Genomic DNA, 24,426 nt, shown 5'->3' with positions numbered 1-24,426 from the left:
CAATCAACCGGGGCTCAGAAGGATTTGCTGACACTGGCCACAACCGTCGCCGTGCACACATCCTTGAAGCCCCAGTTGCTCAGGCACTGGCTTTGCGAGAGGTCAGTGTCGATGTAGCTCAGGCCCAGCACCACGCCGGCCAGGTTGTGGGTCAGTTTGACTTCCCACTCACGGTAGGACTCCTCGCCATGACCGGACGCCGAGTACAGATGCGGGTCCTTGAAGTCCATGATGCCGTAGCGCAGTTTCAGCCCTGATTCGAATGGCAGTTCGGTTTCATAGCCGATGTAGCTGTAGAGCGAGCTCTGTTTGCTGTCGATGCCCGGCGCGTCGCTGGAGTAGTACGCCGCAAGCTTTACCCCGTAGACGCCGAGAATCCCGTAGACCTCGGTCTGATTGAACTGGCTTTCCTTGGGATAGACGTAGCGAATGGTGCCGAGATCCAGGCTCACATCCTCGGTGGCCTGCCACAGCCAGCCGGCGTAGTAATCGACTTCCTGACGGGTTTTCAGGCCGCCGCCGAAGTCGACGTTCGAACTCCACGCGCCGAGGTACAGACCGCTGCTGTGGGTCAGGGTCAAACCGGCCTGTACCGCCGGATCGTTCTGGGTCTGGGAGATGCCGCGAGTGCGGTAGTCGCTGGCCAGGGTCAGGTCGACCAGCACGGCGAAATCATCGTTCAGGGGAATCGCGTGGCTGCTCAAAGGCAGCAGGCTCAAGGACGTGAGGGCGAGCAGAGGCATGGCTTTCATGTGAAGTCCCGATGTTGTGATTGTTATGGGCAGGAAGCGGGCAAGGCTGCGCCGAACCCCGGCGGCTGGCGCGGGGTCGGGCAGGGGGACGGCGATTGTTCTTAGAGGGTAGGGGCGTAGACCTGACGACCACCGAACCAGGTCTGCAGCACCTTCGTGTCATGCAGCGCCTTGTCATCGACGCTGAACACGTCGCGATCGAGCACGATGAAATCGGCCTGTTTGCCGGGGCTCAGCGAGCCGATCTGTTGTTCCAGGCCGATGGTCCGCGCGGCGTTGACGGTGTAGGCGTAGAACATGGTTTCGCGGTCCAGGCGTTCGTCGGCGTTGAGCACCCCCTGCGGGCCGGTGCGGGTGATGGCCTGGGCGATGGCGTTGAACGGATTCGGCGAGGACACCGGCCAGTCGCTGGCGCCGGCAATTGTCGCGCCCTGTTTGAGCAGCGAGTGCGCCGGGTATTGATAACGAAAGGCGAGAGCGCTGACGTACGGCTTGATCATGTCCGTGGTGTAATCGTCGGCGCTGGCCCAGAGCAGTTGCATCGAGGCAATCACGTTCAGCGGCTTGAAGCGGGCGAACTCCTTCGGATTGACCATTTGCAGGTGGGTGATCGAGTGCGTCACGCCGCTCTGCCGATCCTTGCGCGCCTGGGCGATGCCGTTCAGTGATTCGCGCACCGCGCGGTCACCGATGGCGTGGATATGCACCAGCCAGCCGCGCTGATCGATGGCGCTGACCAGTTCGCCGAAGTGCTGCGGATCGATCAGCAGTTCGCCCTGTTTGTGCGAGTTGCTGTAGGGATCGATCATCGCCGCGCTCTGGGCCGGGTACTCGATCACACCGTCGGCGAAGATCTTGATCCCCGGCAGCGTCAGGTTGGGAATGCCCTGGAACTGCTGGCGAACCTTGTCGAGGGTGTCGAGATCGGCCGGGACGCTTTTCGGGTTGGCCACCAGCAACGCGGCGACGTGGGCGGTCATGCCGCCGCTGTCCGACAAGGCCTTATAGGCCGGCAACACGCCGACGGTTTTCTCTGTGGGCTTGAGGGCGAACACCGGCTCGCCCGGCGCGGCGTTGGCGGCGGGATCCATCCACGCGGTGATACCAAGGCTGTTGTTGAAACGCACCGCCGATTGCGCAGCCTTCAGCAGGTCGGCAGGGCTCGGTACCGGCATTTTCGAGGCGACCCGATCCCAACCGGCATCGACCACAAAGCCGTTCGGCTCACCGTTGGCCAGTTTGCCGACGGTGTCTTTTTCCGCATCCGGCAGGGTTTTCAGCAGCGCGGCGTCGATGCCCGCACGCTTGAGCATCACGTTGTTGGCCCAGGCGGTGTGGTGATCGCTGCCGGTGAACACCACCGGCACGTTGGCCCATTCGCCGTGGTTGAAGATTTTGCCCAGGGCTTCAGCCTTGGCCCAATACGCCGAACTCATGCCAGCCACGCTCAACACATCGCCGTGCCGGGCCTTGCCGTCGTCACGCCAGCCGCGCAGGCGTTTTTCCAGTTCGTCGAGTTCGACCACCTCGTCTTCCATGTTCGCCGAGACCATTTCCAGTCCGCCGAAAATCGCGTGGGAATGGCTGTCGATCAGGCCGGGCATCATGGCCTTGCCTTGAAGGTCGATCACTTGGGTGCCGGGTTCGATCAAGGCTTTGATCTGTGCATCGCTGCCGACTTTCAGCACCTTGCCGTTCTCCACGGCCAGCGCCTGAACCTGCGGTTGAGCGCGGTCGGCGGTGAAAATCTTGCCGTTGAGCAGCACCAGATCGGTAGCTGCCATGGCTTCCATCGAGGCAAAACTCATAGCGGCGATAAGCACATTTTTTGTGAAATGCGGGATGAATCTTTTCATTGAACATTTCCTTGTTATTGCGTCTGATGGCCAGATTAGTGGCTGCCAACGCCCGACAGAACGCCTCCCTCACGAAAAACGTTTTTGCCTGAATGGAAAAAGCATGGACAAGCTGGGTGCACTGAAAATGTTCGTGGTCACCGCGCAGCTCGGCAGTTTCAGCCGCGCCGCCGAGCAACTGGGCAAGACCCCGTCGGCCCTGACCAAAGCGGTCAATCATCTGGAAGCTGAACTTGGTGCGCGGCTGTTCGAGCGCAGCACGCGTCGGATTCTGCTGACCGAAATCGGCCGGCTCTATCTGGAAACCGCACGCCAGGTGCTGCAACGGCTCGACGAGGCCAGCGAGGAAATCGAGCAGTTGCAGCACGGCCTGCGCGGCAGTCTGAAAATCACTGCGCCGCTGGCCTACGGTCGGGCGTTTCTCGATCAGGTGTGTGACGGCTTTTTGCAGCAATACCCGCAGATCAGCCTGCAAGTGGATTTGTGCGACGAATTCGTCAATCTGCTGGAAAGCGGCTACGACCTGGCGCTGCGCGAGGGCCATGACGACTTGCCGGGGCTGATTGCCCGGGTGGTTGGCAGCAATCGCCTGGCACTTTGCGGTAGCCCCGAATACCTGGCGCGCAAGGGCTTGCCGGTGACGCCGCAAACCCTCGATCAACATGAATGGCTGCTGTACCGGCATCCGTTGCTCAGCCGCGAATTCTGGTGGGCCGAGCGCGACGGCCAGCGCCTGAGCCTGGCGCAACCGGCAGCGCCGCTGTTGCGCAGCGACAATTACGACCTGCTGCTGGCCAGCGCTTTGGCCGGGCGCGGCTTGCTGCACACGCCGCTGTGGAGCGCCGCGCCGTACATCGCCGACGGGCGACTGGTGCGGGTCATGGCAGATTACGAGATCGACCCGGACAGCTTCGGCCCGCACATTCTGGCGGTGTACCCGAGCCATCGGCGGGCGACGGCCAAGGTTGTGGCGTTCATTGATTACATCGCGGAGTTTCTGGCGGAGCGCGGTTTGAGCTGACTGGCGGTGCTTGTCAGGAAATTCCCACAAGAGTACAAATGTACTCCATGACGACTCTGACTCCCCGCCGTACCGCCATCCTGACCTTTATCCGCGAACGCATCGCCGAACACGGTCAGCCCCCAAGCCTCGCTGAAATCAGCGAGGCTTTTGGTTTTGCCTCCCGCAGCGTGGCGCGTAAGCATGTGCTGGCGCTTACCGAAGCCGGGTTTATCGAGGTCAATCCGCATCAGGCCCGGGGCATTCGCCTGCTCGGGCAGCCGGCGCGACCGGAACTGCTCGACGTGCCGGTACTCGGTCGGGTGGCTGCCGGTGCACCCATCGGCGCCGACGCCGACATCCACAATCGGCTGATGCTCGACCCGGCACTGTTCTCCCGCACGCCCGACTACATGTTGCGGGTGCAGGGCGATTCGATGATCGAGGACGGCATTCTCGACGGCGATCTGGTCGGCGTGCGGCGCAATTCTGAAGCACTCAACGGCCAGATCGTGGTGGCGCGGCTCGACGGTGAAGTCACCATCAAACGCTTCGAGCGGGTCGGCGATGAGGTTCGCCTGTTGCCGCGCAACCCGGCGTACCAGCCGATTGTGGTGCGTGACGACCAGGACCTGGCCATCGAAGGCGTGTTCTGCGGTCTGGTGAGGCAAGGCTGATGGGTGCCGTCGTTGCGCTGGATACGCTGTTCAATGGCGGCCAGGTCTGGAAGGGCCGGCCTGCGCCACCGACCGCCAGCCCGCAACCCACCGGGCATGCGGCGCTGGACGCCGCCTTGCCCAGCGGTGGCTGGCCGGAAGCGGCGCTGAGCGAAATCCTCCTGGCCGGGCCCGGTGTGGGCGAATTGCAACTGGTGTGGCCAACGTTGGCGCGGTTGTCGGCGGCGGGCGAGCGCATCGTGCTGGTGGCGCCGCCGTTCGTGCCGTACCCGCAGGCCTGGGCCAATGCCGGGGTCGATCTGCGGCAGTTGTCGGTGATCCAGGCCAGTGAGCGCGATGCCTTGTGGGCGGCGGAGCAATGCCTGCGCTCGGGCAGTTGCGGCGCGGTGCTGTGCTGGCCGCACAAGGCCGATGACCGTGCCTTGCGCCGTTTGCAGGTGGCGGCGGAAACCGGCCAGACCCTGGCGTTCGCGTGGCGGCCATTGAGCGAAGCGGTCAACCCGTCGCCAGCCGCGCTGCGTATTGCCATCGATGCCCGTCCGGCGCAATTGCGCGTGCTCAAATGCCGGGGCGGTCTGGCGCGCACTGCACCGATTGCCTTCGCCGTGGGGCATTGAGGTCGCCATGCGCTGGGTTTGCATTCTGTTCCCGCAATTGGCCCTCGACGCCGTGCTGCGTCAACGCCCCGATCCCGAGCAACCCTTGGCGCTGCTCAGCGGCCCGGCCCAGCGCCGGGTGCTGCAAGCGGTCAATCCGGCGGCGCGGGCACTGGGCTTGCGACCGGGGCAGTCGATGACCGCTGCGCAGGCCATGAGCAAAGGGTTCGCCACCGTCGATTACGACGCGGCCGAGGTCGAGCATTGGCAGCAGTTTCTCGCCGCCTGGGCTTATCGCTTCAGTGCGCAGGTCAGTGTGCATTACCCACGTACCGTGGTGTTTGAGATCGAATCGAGCCTCGGGCTGTTCGGTTCCTGGGCGCAGTTCGAAGCGCGATTACGCACCGAGCTGACGGAGTTGGGCTTTCGTCACCGCATCGTCGCCGCGCCCAACCCGGTGGCGGCGCGGGTGTTGGCCAACGCCTATGACGGGCTGGTGGTGCCGGATGGTGAAGCCCTGCGCCATCACCTCGGGCAACTGCCGGTCGACCGTGTCGGACTTGATCCGGGGGTGGCCACGGCGCTGTCGCGCATGGGCCTGCGCCACCTCCATCAGGTGCAGAGCCTGCCGCGTCAGGCCCTGGCCCGGCGTTTCGAGGCGCCGATGCTCAAGCATCTGGACACGCTGTTCGGCGCACGGCCGCTGGCGCTGGCGTTCTACCTGCCGCCGGATCGCTTCGATGTGCGCATCGAACTCAATTTCGACGTGCAGTCCCATCAGGCGCTGCTGTTCCCGTTGCGCCGCCTGACTTCCGATCTGTCGGCGTTCTTGTGCGGGCGCGACAGCGGCGTGCAGCGCTTCGATCTGCATCTGGAACACGCCGGGTTGCCGGACACGCTGATCAAGGTCGGCCTGCTCAGTGCCGAGCGCGACCCGGCGATGCTCTTCGAGCTGGCCCGTGGCCGACTGGAGCAGGTGCAGGTCGAAGCCCCGGTGCGCGGTTTTCGTCTGCGAGCCGAGGATCTGCCGAGTTTCGTACCGCAGTTTCAGGAACTGTTCGACGACCGTCCGCAGCAGACCTTGCCCTGGGAGCAACTGCGCGAGCGCCTGCGCGCACGGCTGGGGGATGAGGCGGTGCAGGGCCTGCGCTTCCAGGCCGATCATCGCCCGGAGTGCGCGTGGCAGAACGCCGATGATAAACAGCCTTGTGCTGCGTTACCCGGCGTGCAGCGTCCGGGCTGGTTGCTGGGTGAACCGCAGTCCGTGCCCGAAGGTTCGGCGCGCATCCTCATGGGCCCGGAACGCATCGAGTCCGGCTGGTGGGACGGTGACGACGTGCGCCGCGACTATTACCTGATCCAGAACCGCGCCGGCCAGCAAGGCTGGGCGTATCGGGCAGTGGGTGAGGGCGGCCCGTTGTGGCTGCAGGGCTGGTTCGCATGAACGAGGGTTATGCCGAGCTGCACTGCCTGTCGAATTTCAGTTTTCAGCGCGGCGCCTCCAGTGCGCTGGAGCTGTTTCAGCGAGCGAAAAAGCACGGCTATCAAGCGCTGGCGATCACCGATGAGTGCACTCTCGCCGGGATCGTCCGTGCCTGGCAGGCGGCGAGGTCCGTGGAGCTACCGCTGATCATCGGCAGCGAAATCCGCATCGAGAACGGCCCGAAACTGGTGTTGCTGGTCGAGAACATCGAGGGTTATCAGGCGCTGTGCGGCTTGATCACCCAGGCTCGACGGCGCACCCAGAAAGGCCAGTATCAAGTGCTTCGCGAGGATTTCAGCGAACCGTTGCCGGGGTTGCTGGTGCTGTGGGTGCCGGATACGGTCGATGACGTGGAAGAGGGCCGCTGGCTGCAACAGACCTTCGGCGAGCGTCTGTGGCTGGCGGTGCAGTTGCATCGCGGGCAGAACGATCAGCAACGACTTGCCGCACTGCAGAGTCTGGCGGATGAACTGCAAATTCCGGCCGTGGCCAGCGGTGATGTGCACATGCACGCCCGTGGCCGGCGGGCCTTGCAGGACACCATGACCGCGATCCGTCATCACGTTCCGGTGGCCGAAGCCGGGTTGCGCCTGCACCCCAACGGTGAACGGCATTTGCGCAGCCTCGATGTGTTGCGCGAGTTGTATCCGCAGAACCTGCTCGACGAATCTGTGAGGCTGGCCCGCCGCTGCACGTTCGACCTCGGCGAGTTGCGTTATCAGTATCCGAAAGAGCTGGTGCCCGAGGAACACGACGCCAGTTCCTGGCTGCGGCACCTGACAGAAGAGGGCATCGCCTGGCGCTGGCCGAAAGGCGCACAGCCCAAGGTGCTCAAACAGATCGACGATGAGCTGGAGCTGATCGCCGAGCTCGGCTACGAAAGCTACTTCCTCACCGTTCACGACGTAGTGCGTTACGCCCGGGAGCAGAAAATCCTTTGTCAGGGTCGCGGTTCGGCGGCCAACTCGGCGGTGTGTTTTGCCTTGGGCATCACCGAGATCGACCCGGATCGCACCACGCTGCTGTTCGAGCGTTTCATGTCGAGGGAGCGCAACGAACCGCCGGACATCGACGTGGATTTCGAGCACGAACGCCGGGAGGAAGTCCTGCAATACGTGTTTCGTCGTTATGGCCGCCGTCGTGCGGCGCTGACGGCGGTGGTCAGCACCTATCACGCTGCCGGCGCGGTGCGCGATGTGGCCAAGGCGCTGGGTTTGCCACCGGACCAGATCAACGCGCTGGCCGACTGCTGCGGCCACTGGAGCGATGAAACGCCGCCCGTGGAACGCCTGCGCGAAAGCGGCTTCGACCCGGACAGCCCGATCCTGCACCGGGTGCTGAGCCTGACCGGGCAACTGATCGGCTTTCCCCGGCACCTGTCGCAGCACCCCGGTGGTTTCGTGATTTCCGAGCAGCCGCTGGACACCCTGGTGCCGGTGGAAAACGCCGCCATGGCCGACCGCACGATCATCCAGTGGGACAAGGACGACCTCGATGCGGTCGGGCTGCTCAAGGTGGATATCCTCGCCCTCGGCATGCTCAGCGCGATTCGTCGCTGTTTCGACCTGCTGCGCCGTCATCGCAACCAGGATCTGAGCCTGGCCACCATCCCGGCTGACGATCGCCCGACCTACGACATGATCAGCCGCGCCGACACCATCGGCGTGTTCCAGATCGAATCCCGGGCGCAGATGTCGATGCTGCCGCGCCTGCGCCCGCAAAACTTCTACGATCTGGTGATCGAGGTGGCCATCGTCCGGCCGGGGCCGATCCAGGGCGGGATGGTGCATCCGTACCTGCGCCGCCGGAACAAGGAAGAAAAGGAAACCTATCCGTCCCCGGAGCTGGAGGTGGTGCTCAAACGCACCCTCGGCGTGCCGCTGTTTCAGGAACAGGTGATGCAGATCGCTATTGTCGCGGCCGACTACAGCCCCGGGGAGGCCGATCAGTTGCGGCGCTCCATGGCGGCGTGGAAACGTCACGGTGGGCTGGAACCGCACAAGGAACGGCTGGCGGCCGGGATGAAGAAAAACGGCTACACCCCGGAATTCGCCGCGCAGATCTTCGAGCAGATCAAGGGCTTCGGCAGTTACGGTTTTCCCGAGTCCCACGCCGCCAGTTTTGCCTTGCTGACCTATGCCAGTTGCTGGCTCAAGTGCCACGAACCGGCGGCGTTCGCCTGTGCGCTGATCAACAGCTGGCCGATGGGTTTCTACAGCCCGGATCAGATTCTTCAGGACGCGCGCCGGCATCATTTGCAGATCCGTCCGGTGGACGTGCGCGCCAGTGACTGGGATTGCAGCCTGGAGCCGATCACCGGCGCGCAACCGGCGATTCGCATGGGGTTGCGGATGATCAAGGGCTTTCGCGAAGAGGATGCGCGGAACATTGAAAAGGCTCGGACGAGGGGCGCGTTCGCCGATGTCGCCGATCTGGGTGACCGGGCCGGGCTCGACAGTCGGGCCCAGGCGTTGCTGGCGGACTCAGGAGCGCTGCGGGGCCTGGCCGGGCATCGCCATCGGGCACGCTGGGAGGTGGCCGGGGTGCAGAAGCAGCTCGGGCTGTTTGCCGGGTTGCCGAGTCAGGAAGAGCCGGATGTGCGGCTGCCCACACCGAGTGTCAGCGAAGATCTGTTCACCGACTACGCTACCCTCGGCACCACGCTGGGGCCGCACCCGCTGACGTTGTTGCGCGACGAGTTGCGGGCGCGGCGCTGTCGCAGTTCCCGGGAGTTGCTGGAGGTCGAGCACGGCCGGCCGGTCAGCGTGGCGGGGCTGGTGACCGGCCGCCAGCGACCGGCCACCGCCAGCGGCGTGACCTTTGTGACCCTGGAGGACGAGTTCGGCAACGTCAACGTGGTGGTCTGGCGCGATCTGGCCGAGCGCCAGCGCCAGGTGCTGGTCGGCTCGCAACTGCTCAAGGTCGATGGTCGCTGGGAGCGCGAAGGCGAGGTGCGGCACTTGATTGCCGGACGCTTGAGCGATCTCAGCCCGTTGCTCAACGGGATTCGGGTGCAAAGCCGCGATTTCCACTGACAAACCTGCTGATTCGAAAGCCAATTCACTGGCGTCAAAAAAACCTGTCCTCACTGATGGCACTTTGGCATAATGCCGGCCCTTTCCCGATCCCCCACGATTTTTGCCGTGCCGGGACACATCATTTTTCAGAAGGAATGCACAGTGAGAATGATCTCCCGGATGTTGGTCTCGGGTGTTGCGATTGCCGTCCTCGGCACCCTGGCCGGCTCGCTTTCCGGTTGCGCCACCGAAAGCTCCCGCGCACTGCCGGTGGCCAAGGTGGAAAGCGCCACTCAAGCCTGGACCGGTGTCCGCATCCCGATGGCCGTGGGCAAGTTCGACAACCGCTCGAGCTACATGCGCGGGATCTTCTCCGACGGCGTCGACCGTCTCGGCGGTCAGGCCAAGACCATCCTGATCACTCATTTGCAGCAGACCAACCGTTTCTCCGTGCTCGACCGCGACAACATGGGCGAGATCCAGCAGGAAGCGGCGATCAAGGGCCAGGCCCAGCGTCTGAAAGGCGCCGATTACGTGGTCACCGGTGACGTCACCGAGTTCGGCCGCAAAGAGACCGGCGATCATCAGCTGTTCGGCATTCTCGGCCGTGGCAAGACCCAGGTCGCCTACGCCAAGGTCAACCTGAACATCGTCAACATCAGCACTTCCGAAGTGGTGTATTCGACCCAGGGCGCCGGCGAATACGCCTTGTCCAACCGCGAAATCATCGGCTTCGGCGGCACCGCTGCCTACGACTCCACCCTCAACGGCAAAGTCCTCGATCTGGCCATGCGCGAGGCGATCAATCGCCTGGTTGATGGCATGAACGCCGGTGCCTGGAAACCGGGCAACTGATAGACGCCCATCGCAAGGAGCAACACACCATGAATCTGTCCCTGTCTCGGTCGCTGATGGCCCTGACCGCCAGCGCCTTGCTGGCCGGTTGCAGCAGCCCGCAAACCCTGTACCAGTGGGAAGGCTACCAGCCACAAGTCTACGAATACTTCAAAAGCGAAACGCCGAAAGAGGCCCAGGCCGAAGCGCTGGAAGCCGATCTGCAAAAGATTCGCGCCAGTGGCAAGCCCGTACCGCCGGGTTACCACGCACACCTCGGTCTGCTGTACCTGAGCATGGGCAAGGACGATCAGATGGTGCAGCAATTGCGCACCGAGAAAACCCTGTTCCCCGAGTCCGGCACCTACATGGACTTTTTGCTCAAGAACGCCAAGACCGGAGACGCCAAATGATCTCCCGTGCCTTGAAACTGCTGGCCGCCGGCCTGGCGCTGACCGTTCTCGGTGGCTGCGTCGCACCGAAAACCGTGGACTATTCGGCGTACAAGCAAGCGCGTCCGAAGTCCATTCTGGTGCTGCCGCCGCTGAACACCTCGCCGGACGTCAAGGCGTCCTACAGCCTGTTGTCGCAAGTGACGTTCCCGCTGGCCGAGGCCGGTTACTACGTGCTGCCGATTACCTTGGTCGACGAGACGTTCCGCCAGAACGGCCTGACCACGCCGGATGACATCCATCAGGCGCCGGTCAACAAACTGCAGGAAATCTTCGGTGCCGACGCGGCGCTGTACATTACCGTCAGCGAGTACGGCACGCGCTACATGGTGATCAGCAGCGAAACCGCAGTGACCGCCAGCGCCAAACTGGTGGACCTGAAAACCGGTGCCACCCTGTGGACCGGTGCGGCCCGGGCGTCGAGCGAAGAGGGTGGCAACAACAGTGGCGGCGGCCTGATCGGCGCGCTGATCACCGCTGCGGTGAAACAGATCGTCAACAGCTCCACCGATGCCGGCTACCCGATTGCCGGTGTAGCCAGCAATCGACTGCTGTCGGCCGGACATCCGGCAGGCCTGCTGTACGGGCCACGGTCGCCGAAGTACGGCACTGACTGATCGACCTGTCACGGCGGCCCACCTCGGTGGGCCGCTTTTTTATTTGCCAGGCCAGAACCGCTCGCCACCCCCCGGCGCCTCCGTCCACGCTTGCAACGAGCGGGTCGGCAAATCGAAGTAATCCCGGGTCCGCGCATAACCATGCCCGCCCATGCGCCCGATCGCATCCAGCCCCAATTGATCGATGTACAGGGTTTTCGGGTCGATCAACTCGTCGCGCACATGCGCCATCAACACCTCGCCAAAAATGATCTCTCGCGACTGGCCGATGTTCAGCGCCATCATCCGCCGGCACTCCAGCGCCACCGGTGCTTCGCCGATTCGCGGGCATTTGACCGAGGTGCCGGGGATCGCCGTCAGGCCGGCAGCGGTCAACTCATCGAAGCCCGGCGCGAACGGCACGGCGCAAACGTTCATGGCTTCCACCAGTGCATCGTTGACGATGTTGACGGTGAATTCCTGGTTCATCTGGATATTGCGTGTGGTGTCCTTGGGGCTCTGGTCGCCGTAGTTCTCGACACCGAGCGCGAGAATGGGCGGGTCCGCCGACAACGCGTTGAAGAAGCTGAACGGCGCCGCATTGACCCGGCCTTCGCCGTCGATGGTGGTGACCAGAGCAATTGGACGCGGCACCACGCTGCCGATCAGGATCTTGTATTTTTCCCGTGGGCTCAGTTGGCTGAAGTCGAAGCTGTGCATGGCAGTGTTCTCTAATGAAGTGGATCGATGGCGCTCAGTGGCGCTTCGGCGCTGTAGTCATCGGCGAACGGAATGGCTGGCCGGAACAGGGTTTTCCAGTCTGGTCGGCCAAAGGCCCGGTCGCTGTGGCTGCGCATCAGTTTTTCGTATTGGCGCTGGGCCTGGCGTTGCAGTGTGGGGTAGTCGACGCCGTTGACCTGACCGTCGTGCATCACGCAACGACCGTCGATGTAACTGGCGATGCAGTCATCGCCGCGTCCGGCCAGCAGCAGGTTTTTCAGTGGGTCGAACAGCGGACCCAGATGCAGGCCGCGCAGGCTGAATACGGTGATGTCGGCTTTGGCCCCCGGTGCCAGGCGACCGAGGTCGTCACGGCCCAGCGCCTTGGCGCCGCCGAGGGTTGCGGCGTTGTACAGGTCGAGGCTGCTGGTCAGCGATGGGCCGCCCTCCATCAATCGGGCGATGTTCAAACCGTGGCGCATGTTGGCCAGCAAGTCCGCCGGCCAGGTGTCGGTGCCGAGGGCGAAGTTGATGCCTTTGGCCCGATAACGACCAAACGAGTTCAGCGCCTCGCCGTCGCGGGCGAACACCAGCGGGCAGTGCACCAGACTCGCGCCGCCGTCGATGACCCGTTGCAGATCGTCATCGCCCGAGGTGTAGATGCCGTGGGGCAAGAGACTGCGCGGGGTGAGCAGGTCGAGTTGCTGCAACCAGCCCAGCGGCGAGGTGCCACGCAATTGCTCGACCATCGTTACTTCACCGGACGCCTGACAGCAGTGCAGACGCATCGGTGCATTCAGTTCGCGGCTCAGGGCGGAGGTACGTTGCAACAGCGCCGGGGTGCAGGTCTGGATGCGATCCGGCAGCAGTGCGCCGCGAATCCGTCCGCCATGGGCACCGTCGTAATCCTTGAAAAACCGTTCGGCCGCGTCGAGCCCGGCCAGACCCCGCGTCTCATCCCAGTGGTGGGCGAGGCTGCCGTCGGCGCGCCAGTAACTCATGCCGCTCATGTAGCAGGGGCCGAGGTACGTGCGCAGCCCGAGTTCGCCCGCCACGTCGGCGACGGCGGCAAACTCGTCGTAGGTCTCCGCCCATTCGCGGTAATACATCGAAGTGATCGGCATCGCCGTGGTGATGCCGTTGCGGATCAACTGGGTGAAGGCGTAGCGGTATTTAAAGACTTCTTCTTCCGGGTTGAACGACTCACGCGGGCCGGCCGCCAGATACTCCGCCGACCACATGCGGCCCATGGCGCGTTCATCGCCGTTGTCCAGGGTCAGTACCGTGGAATCGAGATCGCCGAGGGCATCCAGGTCGATGAAGCCGGGGCCGATCAGCGCATTGCCGTAGTCGATCCACTGATCTACCGGCCCTTGGTAACCGCGCCCGACAAACTCGATCCGCGAGCCGGCAAACACCACTTCGCCGTCGCGCCACAGCACATGTCGCGTACCGTCGAAACCGACCACGCAACCGGCCTTCAGGCCGATCCGTTTCACAGACGGCTGCCCAGCAGACGACCGCCACTGGCGATCAGTTCACCGCCGCGATAGACCTGACGAACAGGCCTCGCGACCACGGCTTCACCGAGGGTTTCGACCGGCATCAACAGAAAGTCCGCAGGCTTGCCGATGTCGAAGCCGTAACACTCGATCCCTAATGCCCGAGCACCATTGACCGTCGCCGCCTCGAACGCCGCCGCCAGTTCATCGTCCTTGCCCAGGTCGAAACGGAACGCCAGCAGCATCGCCCGTTCCAGCATGTCGCCGTTGCCCATCGGCGACCACGCATCGCGGATGCCGTCGGAGCCGAGGCACACGTTGACCCCGGTTTCACGCAGCGCCAGAAACGGTGGCACTGCGCAGTCCGCCGGCGCCGAACTCATCAGCGAAATGCCAAGTGCAGCAAGGCGTTCGGCGACGGGTTTGACCTGGCTCCACGGCAACATGCCGAGGCAATAGGCGTGGCTGATCATCACCTGGTTCTGCAGGTTGAAACGCTCGGTGTAATCCGCGATCCGGGCGATCTGCCACAGGCCCAGTTCACCCTTGTCGTGCAGGTGAATGTCGACGCCGCGCTGGAATTCGCTGGCCAGTTTGAACACGAAATCCAGTTGCGCAATCGGGTCGTTGTCGATGCCGCAGGGGTCGAGCCCGCCGACGTTTTCCACGCCCAGGGCCATTGCTTCACGCATCAGCTCGGCGGTGCCGGGACGGCTGATCAGGCCGGTTTGCGGGAACACCACCAGTTGCAGGTCGATCAGGTCTTTGTAGCGTTCGCGCAGTTGCTGCATGGCTTCGACGTGACGCAGGCCGAATTCCGGGTCGATGTCGACGTGGCAACGCATGGTCAGCGAACCCCGGGCGATGCAGTTTTCCAGCAGCGCGCCGGCGCGTTCGGCAATCGGCGCTTTGACTTCGCGCAACACGCGGCGCTCGTTGCTGATGTAGTCCTTGAGCGTCGGGCCGGCGCTGTTCGGGCGCCAGGGCTGGCCGTACAGGGTCTTGTCGAGGTGGACGTGGCTTTCCACCAGCGGCGCGGTGAGCAACTGGTTCTGGCCGTCGATGTCGGTGGCGGCCAGCGGGGTGCTGGAGGCCGGGCGGCGTTGGCTGAACCGGCCGTTTTCGATCAGCAGGTCTTCGCCGGGGGCGCCGTAGGGGCGGATGTTTCTGAGCCAGCGGGGGTGGGACATTTCATACCTCTGTTTCTATGTTGTCTGGGTGGGCCTCATCGCTGGCATGCCAGCGATGGCCGCGCCACCGGTTCAAGTCAGGCAATCAACCCTTGAGCTTCGACCAGATCCGATCCTGCAGCTCCCGCGCCTTGTTGCTGCATTCCTTCTCCGGCCGCAGCCGCGAGGCGTATTCCTCGGGCATGTTGATCGCGTCCATGACTTTCCATTTCGCATCCAGCAACTGATCGCTCTGAATCCCGTTGGCATAGGCAATCGCGTTGGACACGGCAGCGGCGTTCTCGGGTTTCATCATCCAGTCGATGAAGATCTTCGCGTTGCCCGGATGCGGCGCGCTTTTCGGTACGGCGAAGTTGTCCTGGAACATCGCCACGCCTTCTTTCGGGTAAACGTACTTGATGGTGTTCTTCTGCAAGGTGGCGCGGGCCGTCGAGCCGTTCCAGTTCTGCATCATGATCACTTCACCCGAGGCCATGCGGTCGACGGTGTTGTCCGAGCTGTACATCTTCAAAAACGGTTTCTGCTTTTGCAGCAGTTCGAGGATGCGCTTGGCGTCCTGCGGGTTTTCCGTGCATTCGTCGACGTTCAGGTAATGGCTGGCTGCGTTGATCACGCTGCTGGAGGTGTCGAGGGCGGCGAGCTGGCCTTGCAGTTCCTTGCGCGGCTCGAAGAACTCTTTCCACGAATCGTCGAGTTTGCCGCCGGGTACGCGGGCGCTGTCATAGGAAAAACCGGTGGTGCCCCACAGGTACGGCGCCGAAAACTTGCGCCCCGGGTCGAAGCTCGGATCGCGGAACGGGCCTTTGACGTACTGGAAGTTGCTCAGGGTCGGGGTGTCGATTTCCAGCAGCAGGTCCTGCTTGATCAGCGTCTGCATGATCGACTGCGACGGCACGATCACGTCATACGCGGCGCCGCCGGCCTGCAACTTGGCGAGCAGGGTTTCGTTGCTGTCGTAGCCGTCCATGGTGACCTTGATCCCGGTCTCCTTTTCGAACTTGGCCAGCAGGTCCACCGGGTAGTAATCGGTCCAGTTGTAGAAGAACAATTCCTTGGGCTCGGCGGCGTGGGCGCCGAACGCGGTGAAACAACTCAGGGCCAGACCGGATACTGCCAGACGCATGTTTTTGACTTTCATGAGAGCGCTCCAGGTTTATTGTTGTTTGCCGCGTTGGCCGAGCCAGAAGGCCAGCACCACCAGCACGATGGAAATCACCAGCATCAGGGTCGAAATCGCGTTGATCTCAGGCGTTACGCCGGCCTTGATTGCCGAGAAGATGTACACCGGCAACGTGGTCGAGCCGGGGCCGGCGACGAAGAAGGTCATGATGAAATCGTCGAGGCTGACCACGAACGCCAGCACCGAACCGGACAACACCGCCGGCCACAACAGCGGCAAGGTCACGCGACGGAACACTTGCCACGGGTTGGCGTACAGATCGTTGGCGGCCTCCAGCAGGCTCTTGTCCAGATCATTGAGCCGTGCGCGGATCGGCAGGTAGGCGAACGGAATGCAGAAGCCGATGTGCGCGACGATCACCGTCATCAGGCCGAGCTTGATCCCCAGCGCCATGAACAGCAGCAGGGTGGCCACGGCGGTGACGATCTCCGGCAGGATCAGCGGCAGGTTGATCCCGCCCTCGACCATTTTCTGCCCGTAGAACGGCCGGTAAGTCGCCAGCGCCGCCAGCAGCGCAATCGCCGTGGCGCACACGGTGGCGATGGTCGCGACGATGATCGAATTCAGCGCCGCCGTCTGGATCGACGGGTTGGCCAGGATCCGCCCGTACCAGGCGAACGAGAACTCGGTCCACACCGTCGCCGAGCGGTTGGCGTTGAAGCTGTAGACGATCAGCACCAGGATCGGCACGTACAGGTAGGCGAGGATCAGCAGGCTGATTTCCCGGGTCGCCGGGAGTTTTTTCAGGTGCAGAGAGATCATGCTTTCGCTCCCCGGTTCAGGGTTTTCGCCGCGCTGCGGCTGTAGAGGGCGTAGAGCACCAGCGACAACAGCAGAATCCCCAGCAGCAGGAACGACAGCGAACTGCCCAGCGGCCAGTTGCGTGCGGTGCCGAATTGCTGCTGGATCAGGTTGCCGATCATCAGGGTTTTGCCGCCACCGAGAATCGCCGGGGTGATGAAGGCGCCGAGGCTCGGCACGAATACCAGCAACGCACCGGCAATCACCCCGGGCATCGACAGCGGCAGGATGATCCGGCGCAGCGCGTGCCAGCGGTTGGCGCCCAGGTCATAGGCGGCCTCCACCAGACGCCAGTCGAGTTTTTCCAGGGTCGAGTAGATCGGCAGGATCATGAACGGCAGGAAGCTGTAGACCAGACCCACGCTGACGGCAAAGTCGTTGTAGAGCAGGGTGATGCCGCCGGCGCTCGGGAACAGCGCGTTGAGGCTCTGGGCGACCCAGCCCTGTTCGCGCAGGATGATCAGCCACGCGTAGTTGCGGATCAGCAGGTTGGTCCAGAACGGAATGGTGATGAGCAACACCATCAGGTTGCGCCGGCGCGGAGTCAGGCTCGACATCCACAATGCCACCGGAAAGCCGAACAGAAAACACAACAGCGTGGTGCCACCGGCCTGGAACACCGAGCGCAACAACGCCTGGGCGTAGACCCAGTTCAGTTCCAGTTCACCGTCGAAACCTTCCTGAAAAAACAGTTGCACGTAGCTCTGCAGTTGCCATTGGGCCTGCCAGTCGACGCCGCCGTAGGTGTTGCGCGGCAGCAGGCTGATGTAACCCATGATCCCCAGCGGAATGGCGATCAGGGCGAGCAGGGTCAACACCACCGGGCTGAGCAACAGCGCACGGTTGAGGGAGGGGGAAGTGCTACTGACGCTCATCTCAGGCCTCCATCAACAGGCAGGCCTGGGGCGGCAGGTGCACCGCCACGGGCTCGCCGACCGCACGACCACGGTTCAGGCCTTCGTTGTTTTCCCGCAGCATGACTTTGATGTCGTTGTTCAAGCGGCACTGGTACAGCGTCGCGGTGCCGACATACAGCACGGCCTCGATCACACCGCGCAAATGATGGGGCTGATCCGCCGTGACCAGTTGCGAACGCTCGGGCCGGAACGCCAGTTGCACGCTGCTGCCATTGACGCCTTGTGGCGGGCAGGGGATTTCCACCGGCATGCCGTTGGGCACGAAGAGGTTCTGGTTGTGGTCGCCACGCTTGAGCTGGCCGGGGAGGAAGTTGATATCGCCGATGAACTGGGCGACGAAACGGTGCTGCGGGCGTTCATAGATGTCGGTCGGGGTGCCGATCTGCAGGATCTTGCCGGCGGACATCACCGCAATCCGGTCGGACAGGGTCAGGGCTTCTTCCTGATCGTGGGTGACGAAAATGAAGGTGATCCCGGCTTCCTGCTGCACGCGCTTGAGTTCGACCTGCATTTCCTTGCGCAGCTTCAGATCCAGCGCCGACAGCGGCTCATCCAGCAACAACACTTTCGGCTTTGGCGCCAAGGCCCGGGCCAGAGCCACGCGCTGCTGCTGGCCGCCGGACAATTCCGCCGGTTTGCGTCCGGCCAGGTGCTCCATTTGCACCAGCGCGAGCATCTCGTCGACCCGTCCGGGGATCGTCTTGCGATCAAGACCCTGCATCTCGAGGCCGAAGGCGATATTCTGCGCGACACTCATGTGCGGAAACAGCGCGTAACTCTGGAATACCGTGTTGACCCGACGCTTGAACGGCGGCAGGTGATTCACGGTTTCGCCCGCCAGACGGATCTCGCCGTCGCTGACGTGTTCGAATCCGGCGATGGTGCGCAGCAAGGTGGTTTTGCCGCAGCCCGAGGGGCCGAGCAGGGTGAAAAACTCATTGTCGGCGATGTTCACCGAGACATTGTCGAGGGCTGGTGCGAGGCCGGGATCGTCGGAGTACCGTTTGGAGACATTACGCACTTCAATTGCTATTGGTTGACCCATAATGGTGCAATCCTCTAATTATTGTATGCAATATCTGAATGCAATTTAGAAATACCCGGATTAATCTGCTTGTGCAACCCCCATTTCCCTGGCTGAGTCTTTCGCCGGGTCGCGTTGCCAGCATCGAAGGAGCTTTCAAATGACCGAAAAGAAAACGGAAACCACGGTCGACCGCGTCTACCAAGGGGTTTACGAGGCGATCAGCAAGCGTTCGCTGCGCCCGGGAATGAAACTGGGCGAGGCGTCGCTGGCGGAATTGTTCAATGTCAGCCGCACGTCGGTTCGCGCCGCGCTCAAGCAACTGGAGGCCGACGGACTGGTCACCACCGAGCCCAATAAAGGTGCGTCGGTGTCGCTGCCCAGCGATGAAGAAATCCGTTCGCTGTTCGAAACCCGGCGTCTGATCGAGATCGGCATCGTCACCGAGCTGTGCCGGCGCAAGGACTCCGCCGCGATGCAGGACCTGCGCGAGCATTTGCTGCTGGAAGATGAAGCCCATGCGGCCGGTGACCACGAGCGGCTGATTCACCTGCTCGGCGAGTTCCACCTCAAACTGGCCCGCAGCCTGAACAACCCGGTGCTGCTCGACTGGTTCCAGAAGCTGATTTCCCGCGCTTCGCTGTATGCTGCCGCACTGGATGACGATAGCCACGAAGCCTGTCGCGACGACGAACACCTGCGGCTGATCGAGTACATCGAGGCCGGTAACCAGAGCGCCGCCATCGAACTGACTTGCATGCATCTGGACGGCATTCAGAAGGCGATTCTCGACGTGGCTGCGAAGCTCAAGACCGGCTACCACCCGCTCAAACACCTGATCGAAGTCTGAGCGTCGGGTAAGGGTGAAATCGGCTATACCTCTAATGAAACCATCGTTGCCCGGTGCGCTCGAAACAGACGGGCGCGACGCTTGACCGCGCAGCGATTGAACCGGATCAACCACAAGGCGTTGAAGCAGCCAATGCAGTTTTTATCCGATAGCCATGGGTGTGACGGCTGGCAAGGCGAGATGGCCGGGCGAATCCGTGCGTTCGACTGGAGCGGCACGGATCTGGGCCCCCTCGAAACCTGGCCGGCCAGCCTGTGCAACACGGTACAACTGATGCTCGCCTCGCCGTTGCCGATGGTGATGCTTTGGGGCTACGCCGGTTACATGATCTACAACGATGCCTATTCGCGGTTTGCCGGCGGGCGTCACCCGTACCTGCTCGGTGTACCGGTGGAACTGGGCTGGCCGGAAGTCGCCGATTTCAATCGACATGTGGTCGACACTTGCCTGGCGGGCGGCACCCTGGAATATCGCAACAAGGATCTGGTACTGCTGCGCGACGGCGTGCCCGAGGACGTGTGGCTCGATCTTTATTACAGTCCGGTGGCCAACGACGCCGGAGTTCCGGCAGGCGTGATGGCGATGGTGGTGGAAACCACCGAACTGGTGCTGTCCGAACGCCTGCGCCAGGCTGCCGAAGATGCCTATCGCGCCGACAACGAGCGAGTGCGTCTGGCGCTGAATGCCGGGGCATTGCTCGGTTCGTTTGTCTGGGACGTGAGAAACAACGTGCTGTCGGCGGACGAGCGATTCGCCCGCACGTTCTCCTTTCCGCCGGATCAGGACCTGACCAACCTGCCGCAGCACATTGCCGAAGCGCACATTCATCCCGATGACCGTCCCTGGGTGCAGGAGTGCGTCGAAAATTCGGTGCGCACCGGCGAGCCCTACAACGCCGAGTACCGGGTGATCCGCGCTGACGGCAGCCATCTGTGGGTGCTGGCCAGCGGCTGTTGCGAGTTCGATGAACGAGGCCAGCCGTACCGTTTCCCCGGGGTACTGATCGACATCCATGAACGCAAGACCGCTGAAGAATCCTTGCTCAAATTCACCCGCAACCTTGAGCAGCGCGTGGCTGATGAAGTGGAAGCACGCCTTAACGCCGAAGAGCAACTGCGTCAGTCGCAGAAACTCGAAGCCATCGGCGGTCTCACCGGCGGCGTGGCTCACGACTTCAACAATCTGCTGCAAGTGATCGCCGGCAACCTGCACTTGCTGGCGCGGCACGAACCGAACAATGCCAACGTGCAACGCCGGGTCAGCGCCTCGCTGGCGGCGGTGGAGCGCGGTGCCAAGCTGTCTTCGCAACTGCTGGCGTTTGCCCGGCGCCAGCCGCTGTCGCCGGCGGTGTGCGATCCACGGCAGATCTTCGAAGGCGTCGGCGAATTGCTGCAACGGGCACTGGGGGAAACCATTCAGATCGATGTGCAGTTGCCGGAAGAGCCTTGGCACATCAACGTCGATCGCAATCAACTGGAAAACGCCATTCTCAATCTGGCGATCAACGCCCGGGATGCCATGAAAGGCGAGGGCACCATCGTCCTCGGCGCCGCCAACATGTCGCTGGACCGGGCGTTTTGTGCCGGCAAGGGCATCGTGCCGGGGGATTTCGTGCGGGTCTCGGTCAGTGACAGCGGTGTCGGTATTGCGCCGCACATGCTGGAGCAGGTCTTCGAACCGTTCTTCACCACCAAGGCCGATGGCCAGGGCACGGGGCTGGGCTTGAGCATGGTGTTCGGCTTCGTCAAACAGAGCGGCGGGCATGTCGAGATCGACAGCCAGATCGGTGAGGGCACGCGGGTGCGGTTGTATTTCCCGCGCAGTTTGCGGCCGCTGATCAATGAGACCCCTGGCGTGCGCCGTCAGCAGGCCGGTGGCAACGAAACCATTCTGGTGGTCGAGGACAACGAAGCCGTGCGCACTTCGGCGGTGGAGCTGTTGCGCGAAGAAGGCTATCGGGTATTGATCGCCGGGAATGGCGACGCGGCCATGCAGATGCTGCTGGAGGGCGCCCGGGTCGACCTGATCTTCACCGACGTGGTCATGCCCGGGCTGATCAAAAGCTCCGATCTCGCTGCCTGGGCCAAGGTGCAAATGCCGCCGGTGGCGGTGCTGTTTACCTCCGGCCACACCCGCGACATCATCTCGCGCAATCATCAGCTCAGCCCCGACACCCATTTGCTCGGCAAGCCTTACGGGCCCGAGGCGTTGTTGCAGATGATCCGTTCAGTGCTCAGTGCCTGAGCTTTGAATCCCCTGACCAAGGCTGGCCAATGACTTCCAAGCGCAGCTCAAATTCCGCCGTCGGCATGGTTCGCGTGCGCGGCGCCCGTGAACACAACCTGAAGAACGTTGATGTCGACATCCCCCGGGATGCGCTGGTGGTGTTTACCGGCGTGTCCGGCTCGGGCAAGTCATCACTGGCGTTTTCGACCTTGTATGCCGAAGCACAGCGGCGCTACTTCGAATCGGTAGCGCCTTACGCGCGACGGCTGATCGATCAAGTCGGCGTGCCCGACGTCGACGCCATCGACGGTCTGCCACCGGCAGTGGCGCTGCAACAGCAACGCGGCACGCCCAGTACACGTTCGTCGGTGGGCAGCGTGACCACGCTGTCGAGCCTGATCCGCATGCTCTATTCCCGTGCCGGTAGTTATCCGCCCGGCCAGCCGATGCTGTACGCCGAGGACTTTTCGCCGAATACGCCACAAGGTGCCTGCCCCGATTGTCACGGGCTCGGCCGGGTCTATGAAGTGACCGAAGCCCTGATGGTGCCCGATCCGGAGCTGACCATCCGCCAGCGCGCCGTGGCGTCCTGGCCGCTGGCCTGGCAGGGACAGAACCTGCGCGACATCCTGGTCACCATGGGTATCGATGTCGACATACCCTGGCGCAAGCTGCCGAAAAAGCAGCGCGACTGGATCCTCTTCACCGAGGAAACGCCGACGGTGCCGGTGTACGCCGGGCTGACGCCGGAGGAAACCCGCGTCGCCCTCGAACGCAAGATGGAGCCGAGCTATCAGGGCACCTTCACCGGCGCCCGGCGCTACATCCTGCACACCTTCACCCATTCGCAAAGTGCGCTGATGAAGAAGCGCGTATCGCAATTCATGCTCGGCAGCCTGTGCCCGTTGTGCGATGGCAAGCGACTCAAGCGCGAGGCGCTGTCGGTGACGTTTGCCGGGCATGACATCGGCGAGTTGTCCCGGATGCCGCTGCTGCAAGTCGCCGAAGTCTTGAAACCGGTAGCTGACGCGAGCTGGCTGGAACACGCCGATGAAACCGGCGAAACCCTGACCCACAACCAGACCCGTGAAGCCCGACAGCAGCGCGTGGCCCATGGCGCCAGTGGCCACGCCAAGGCACCGGACGTGCGCCACACGCCCAACCTGTCGCTGGAAAAACGCCTGGCGGCGCAGCGCATTGCCGAGGACTTGCTGGAGCGGGTCAGAACCCTGACCGATCTCGGCCTCGGTTACCTGTCGCTGGAACGTAGTACACCGACTCTCTCGTCCGGGGAGTTGCAGCGTCTGCGCCTGGCCACGCAACTGGGCTCGCAACTGTTTGGTGTGATTTACGTGCTTGATGAACCCTCCGCCGGTTTGCACCCGGCTGACGGCGAGGCGTTGTTCGAAGCCTTGCAGCGGCTCAAGGCCGACGGCAACAGTGTATTTGTGGTCGAGCACGATCTGGAAACCATGCGCCGCGCCGACTGGCTGATCGATGTCGGCCCGGCGGCGGGTGAAAAGGGCGGGCAGATTCTCTATAGCGGCCCGCCTGCCGGGCTTTCAGCCATCGAGCAATCCCAGACCCGCGCCTACCTGTTCGCCGAGCAACAGCGGTCAGCGCGAACTGCGCGCAAACCTTCGGGCTGGTTGAGGCTGGACGGTGTCACCCGCAACAACCTGAACAACCTCAGCGTCGAGTTTCCGCTGGGCTGCTTTACCTCGGTGACCGGGGTCTCGGGTTCGGGCAAGTCGAGCCTGGTCAGTCAGGCGCTGCTGGAGCTGGTCGGGGCGCAGCTCGGTCGCAGCAGCGACGCCGAGCCGGAAGAAATCAATCTGGAAGATGACACGCCGCAAGCCAGTAGCGGCCAGATCAGCGCCGGGCTGGAGTCGATCAAGCGACTGGTGCAGGTCGATCAGAAACCCATCGGCCGCACGCCGCGTTCCAATCTGGCAACCTACACCGGGCTGTTCGACAACGTGCGCAAGCTGTTCGCCGCCACCCCTCAGGCGCAAGAGGCGGGCTACGACGCCGGGCAGTTTTCCTTCAACGTCGCCAAGGGCCGTTGCCCGACTTGCGAGGGTGAGGGCTTTGTCAGTGTCGAATTGCTGTTTATGCCCAGCGTGTATGCGCCGTGCCCGACCTGCCATGGCGCACGTTACAACCCCGAGACGCTTGCGATTCAGTGGCAGGGGTTGAGCATTGCTCAGGTGCTGCAATTGACCGTGGACGAGGCGGTGACAGTGTTTGCCGAACAACCGGCGATCCGCCGCTCACTGGAAGTGCTGCGCGATATCGGCCTCGGTTACCTGCGCCTCGGACAACCGGCGACCGAGCTGTCCGGAGGCGAAGCGCAGCGGATCAAACTGGCCACCGAACTGCAACGCAATGCCCGGGGTGCGACGTTGTATGTGCTGGACGAGCCCACGACCGGGTTGCACCCGCGAGACGTCGACCGCTTGCTGGAGCAACTGGACAATCTGGTGAGCGCAGGGCACACGGTGATTGTGGTCGAGCACGAAATGCGCGTGGTGGCGCAGAGCGACTGGGTGATCGACATTGGTCCGGGCGCTGGAGATCAGGGCGGCAGGATTGTTGTGGCCGGTACACCGCAGAAAGTGGCGGCGAGCAAGAAAAGCCGGACTGCACCGTTTCTTGCCCGGGCCTTGAGCCGCTAACTGCGTCGTCAGGGCCGGCCTCATCGCGGGCAAGCCCGCTCCCACAGGTTTTTGTGCCGTACACAAATTCGTGAA

General features: G+C 63.1%; 20 protein-coding genes. 11 read left to right on the top strand and 9 right to left on the bottom strand.

All coding sequences use genetic code 11. The annotated features are described in order from the left end of the window. Window positions 1-14: 14 nt before the first annotated feature. A complete protein-coding gene (locus IF189_RS15750) occupies window positions 15-752 on the bottom strand; it encodes a TorF family putative porin (protein WP_192551854.1) in 738 nt (245 codons plus the stop codon). A gap of 101 nt (window positions 753-853) precedes the next feature. Next, window positions 854-2,608 carry an amidohydrolase gene (locus IF189_RS15745; protein WP_192551853.1) on the bottom strand — a complete coding sequence of 585 codons (1,755 nt, stop codon included), beginning with the start codon at window positions 2,606-2,608 and terminating at the stop codon, window positions 854-856. A gap of 103 nt (window positions 2,609-2,711) precedes the next feature. Here IF189_RS15745 and IF189_RS15740 point away from each other — a divergent pair, with 103 nt between their 5' ends. From IF189_RS15740 to IF189_RS15705, 8 genes are all read left to right on the top strand, one after another. Beyond that, window positions 2,712-3,629, top strand: coding sequence for a LysR family transcriptional regulator (locus IF189_RS15740; protein ID WP_192551852.1), 918 nt, complete (start codon window positions 2,712-2,714; stop codon window positions 3,627-3,629). 38 nt (window positions 3,630-3,667) lie between these two features. Further along, on the top strand, window positions 3,668-4,285 hold the full coding sequence (gene lexA / locus IF189_RS15735) for a transcriptional repressor LexA (protein ID WP_192551851.1): 618 nt from the start codon (window positions 3,668-3,670) through the stop codon (window positions 4,283-4,285). Further along, window positions 4,285-4,902 (top strand): translesion DNA synthesis-associated protein ImuA, encoded by a 618-nt coding sequence (gene imuA, locus IF189_RS15730; protein ID WP_114883514.1) that lies wholly within the window; start codon window positions 4,285-4,287, stop codon window positions 4,900-4,902. The genes lexA and imuA overlap by 1 nt, the downstream gene beginning before the upstream one ends. A 7-nt stretch (window positions 4,903-4,909) precedes the next feature. Beyond that, a complete protein-coding gene (locus IF189_RS15725; protein WP_192551850.1) occupies window positions 4,910-6,325 on the top strand; it encodes a Y-family DNA polymerase in 1,416 nt (471 codons plus the stop codon). Then, the gene (locus tag IF189_RS15720) at window positions 6,322-9,399 is read left to right on the top strand and encodes an error-prone DNA polymerase (protein WP_134826498.1); all 3,078 of its coding nucleotides are present in this window, start codon (window positions 6,322-6,324) and stop codon (window positions 9,397-9,399) included. The genes IF189_RS15725 and IF189_RS15720 overlap by 4 nt, the downstream gene beginning before the upstream one ends. A gap of 150 nt (window positions 9,400-9,549) precedes the next feature. Next, window positions 9,550-10,236, top strand: coding sequence for a CsgG/HfaB family protein (locus tag IF189_RS15715; protein ID WP_167748751.1), 687 nt, complete (start codon window positions 9,550-9,552; stop codon window positions 10,234-10,236). A gap of 29 nt (window positions 10,237-10,265) precedes the next feature. Then, the gene (locus IF189_RS15710; protein ID WP_085710128.1) at window positions 10,266-10,628 is read left to right on the top strand and encodes a DUF4810 domain-containing protein; all 363 of its coding nucleotides are present in this window, start codon (window positions 10,266-10,268) and stop codon (window positions 10,626-10,628) included. Then, window positions 10,625-11,284 carry a DUF799 domain-containing protein gene (locus tag IF189_RS15705; protein WP_192551849.1) on the top strand — a complete coding sequence of 220 codons (660 nt, stop codon included), beginning with the start codon at window positions 10,625-10,627 and terminating at the stop codon, window positions 11,282-11,284. The genes IF189_RS15710 and IF189_RS15705 overlap by 4 nt, the downstream gene beginning before the upstream one ends. A 39-nt stretch (window positions 11,285-11,323) precedes the next feature. Here IF189_RS15705 and IF189_RS15700 read toward each other — a convergent pair whose 3' ends face one another. The 7 genes from IF189_RS15700 to IF189_RS15670 all read right to left on the bottom strand — a co-directional run bounded on the left by IF189_RS15700 (window position 11,324) and on the right by IF189_RS15670 (window position 18,618). Beyond that, on the bottom strand, window positions 11,324-11,983 hold the full coding sequence (locus IF189_RS15700; RefSeq protein WP_114883506.1) for a flavin reductase family protein: 660 nt from the start codon (window positions 11,981-11,983) through the stop codon (window positions 11,324-11,326). An 11-nt stretch (window positions 11,984-11,994) separates the two neighbouring features. Next, window positions 11,995-13,482, bottom strand: a complete 1,488-nt coding sequence (locus IF189_RS15695; protein ID WP_134826500.1) for an amidohydrolase family protein — start codon at window positions 13,480-13,482, stop codon at window positions 11,995-11,997. Further along, window positions 13,479-14,675 (bottom strand): amidohydrolase family protein, encoded by a 1,197-nt coding sequence (locus IF189_RS15690; protein ID WP_192551848.1) that lies wholly within the window; start codon window positions 14,673-14,675, stop codon window positions 13,479-13,481. Before IF189_RS15690 ends, IF189_RS15695 begins: the two co-directional genes overlap by 4 nt. An 85-nt stretch (window positions 14,676-14,760) precedes the next feature. Then, on the bottom strand, window positions 14,761-15,813 hold the full coding sequence (locus IF189_RS15685; RefSeq protein WP_192551847.1) for an extracellular solute-binding protein: 1,053 nt from the start codon (window positions 15,811-15,813) through the stop codon (window positions 14,761-14,763). A gap of 15 nt (window positions 15,814-15,828) precedes the next feature. Continuing rightward, entirely contained in the window at window positions 15,829-16,617 is a 789-nt protein-coding gene (locus IF189_RS15680) for an ABC transporter permease (protein WP_085695903.1), read from the bottom strand. Next, window positions 16,614-17,531, bottom strand: a complete 918-nt coding sequence (locus IF189_RS15675; protein WP_085710121.1) for an ABC transporter permease — start codon at window positions 17,529-17,531, stop codon at window positions 16,614-16,616. Before IF189_RS15675 ends, IF189_RS15680 begins: the two co-directional genes overlap by 4 nt. 1 nt (window position 17,532) lies before the next feature. Further along, complete coding sequence (locus IF189_RS15670) at window positions 17,533-18,618, bottom strand: ABC transporter ATP-binding protein (protein WP_134826503.1); 1,086 nt, start codon at window positions 18,616-18,618, stop codon at window positions 17,533-17,535. 139 nt (window positions 18,619-18,757) lie between these two features. Here IF189_RS15670 and IF189_RS15665 point away from each other — a divergent pair, with 139 nt between their 5' ends. The 3 genes from IF189_RS15665 (at window position 18,758) to IF189_RS15655 (ending at window position 24,351) form a co-directional block, all read left to right on the top strand. After that, the gene (locus IF189_RS15665) at window positions 18,758-19,447 is read left to right on the top strand and encodes a GntR family transcriptional regulator (RefSeq protein WP_085710119.1); all 690 of its coding nucleotides are present in this window, start codon (window positions 18,758-18,760) and stop codon (window positions 19,445-19,447) included. 132 nt (window positions 19,448-19,579) lie between these two features. Further along, window positions 19,580-21,691: a hybrid sensor histidine kinase/response regulator gene (locus IF189_RS15660; protein ID WP_134826504.1), complete on the top strand. Its 2,112-nt coding sequence runs from the start codon at window positions 19,580-19,582 to the stop codon at window positions 21,689-21,691. A gap of 29 nt (window positions 21,692-21,720) precedes the next feature. Next, the gene (locus IF189_RS15655) at window positions 21,721-24,351 is read left to right on the top strand and encodes an excinuclease ABC subunit UvrA (protein ID WP_192551846.1); all 2,631 of its coding nucleotides are present in this window, start codon (window positions 21,721-21,723) and stop codon (window positions 24,349-24,351) included. The last annotated feature ends 75 nt before the right edge of the window (window positions 24,352-24,426 follow it).

Origin of the sequence: Pseudomonas sp. IzPS59 (assembly GCF_014863505.1) — a bacterium.
Lineage (GTDB): Bacteria > Pseudomonadota > Gammaproteobacteria > Pseudomonadales > Pseudomonadaceae > Aquipseudomonas > Aquipseudomonas kribbensis.
Note: the sequence above shows the minus strand (reverse complement) of the source record. Positions and strands in the feature narration are given on the sequence as shown.

Bases quoted from the DNA above. Each gene is read 5' to 3' on its own strand.
- IF189_RS15750 (WP_192551854.1), bottom strand. From the start codon at position 752: ATGAAAGCCATGCCTCTGCTCGCCCTCACGTCCTTGAGCCTGCTGCCT.
- IF189_RS15745 (WP_192551853.1), bottom strand. From the start codon at position 2,608: ATGAAAAGATTCATCCCGCATTTCACAAAAAATGTGCTTATCGCCGCT.
- IF189_RS15740 (WP_192551852.1), top strand. From the start codon at position 2,712: ATGGACAAGCTGGGTGCACTGAAAATGTTCGTGGTCACCGCGCAGCTC.
- lexA (WP_192551851.1), top strand. From the start codon at position 3,668: ATGTACTCCATGACGACTCTGACTCCCCGCCGTACCGCCATCCTGACC.
- imuA (WP_114883514.1), top strand. From the start codon at position 4,285: ATGGGTGCCGTCGTTGCGCTGGATACGCTGTTCAATGGCGGCCAGGTC.
- IF189_RS15725 (WP_192551850.1), top strand. From the start codon at position 4,910: ATGCGCTGGGTTTGCATTCTGTTCCCGCAATTGGCCCTCGACGCCGTG.
- IF189_RS15720 (WP_134826498.1), top strand. From the start codon at position 6,322: ATGAACGAGGGTTATGCCGAGCTGCACTGCCTGTCGAATTTCAGTTTT.
- IF189_RS15715 (WP_167748751.1), top strand. From the start codon at position 9,550: ATGATCTCCCGGATGTTGGTCTCGGGTGTTGCGATTGCCGTCCTCGGC.
- IF189_RS15710 (WP_085710128.1), top strand. From the start codon at position 10,266: ATGAATCTGTCCCTGTCTCGGTCGCTGATGGCCCTGACCGCCAGCGCC.
- IF189_RS15705 (WP_192551849.1), top strand. From the start codon at position 10,625: ATGATCTCCCGTGCCTTGAAACTGCTGGCCGCCGGCCTGGCGCTGACC.
- IF189_RS15700 (WP_114883506.1), bottom strand. From the start codon at position 11,983: ATGCACAGCTTCGACTTCAGCCAACTGAGCCCACGGGAAAAATACAAG.
- IF189_RS15690 (WP_192551848.1), bottom strand. From the start codon at position 14,675: ATGTCCCACCCCCGCTGGCTCAGAAACATCCGCCCCTACGGCGCCCCC.
- IF189_RS15685 (WP_192551847.1), bottom strand. From the start codon at position 15,813: ATGAAAGTCAAAAACATGCGTCTGGCAGTATCCGGTCTGGCCCTGAGT.
- IF189_RS15680 (WP_085695903.1), bottom strand. From the start codon at position 16,617: ATGATCTCTCTGCACCTGAAAAAACTCCCGGCGACCCGGGAAATCAGC.
- IF189_RS15675 (WP_085710121.1), bottom strand. From the start codon at position 17,531: ATGAGCGTCAGTAGCACTTCCCCCTCCCTCAACCGTGCGCTGTTGCTC.
- IF189_RS15670 (WP_134826503.1), bottom strand. From the start codon at position 18,618: ATGGGTCAACCAATAGCAATTGAAGTGCGTAATGTCTCCAAACGGTAC.
- IF189_RS15665 (WP_085710119.1), top strand. From the start codon at position 18,758: ATGACCGAAAAGAAAACGGAAACCACGGTCGACCGCGTCTACCAAGGG.
- IF189_RS15660 (WP_134826504.1), top strand. From the start codon at position 19,580: ATGCAGTTTTTATCCGATAGCCATGGGTGTGACGGCTGGCAAGGCGAG.
- IF189_RS15655 (WP_192551846.1), top strand. From the start codon at position 21,721: ATGACTTCCAAGCGCAGCTCAAATTCCGCCGTCGGCATGGTTCGCGTG.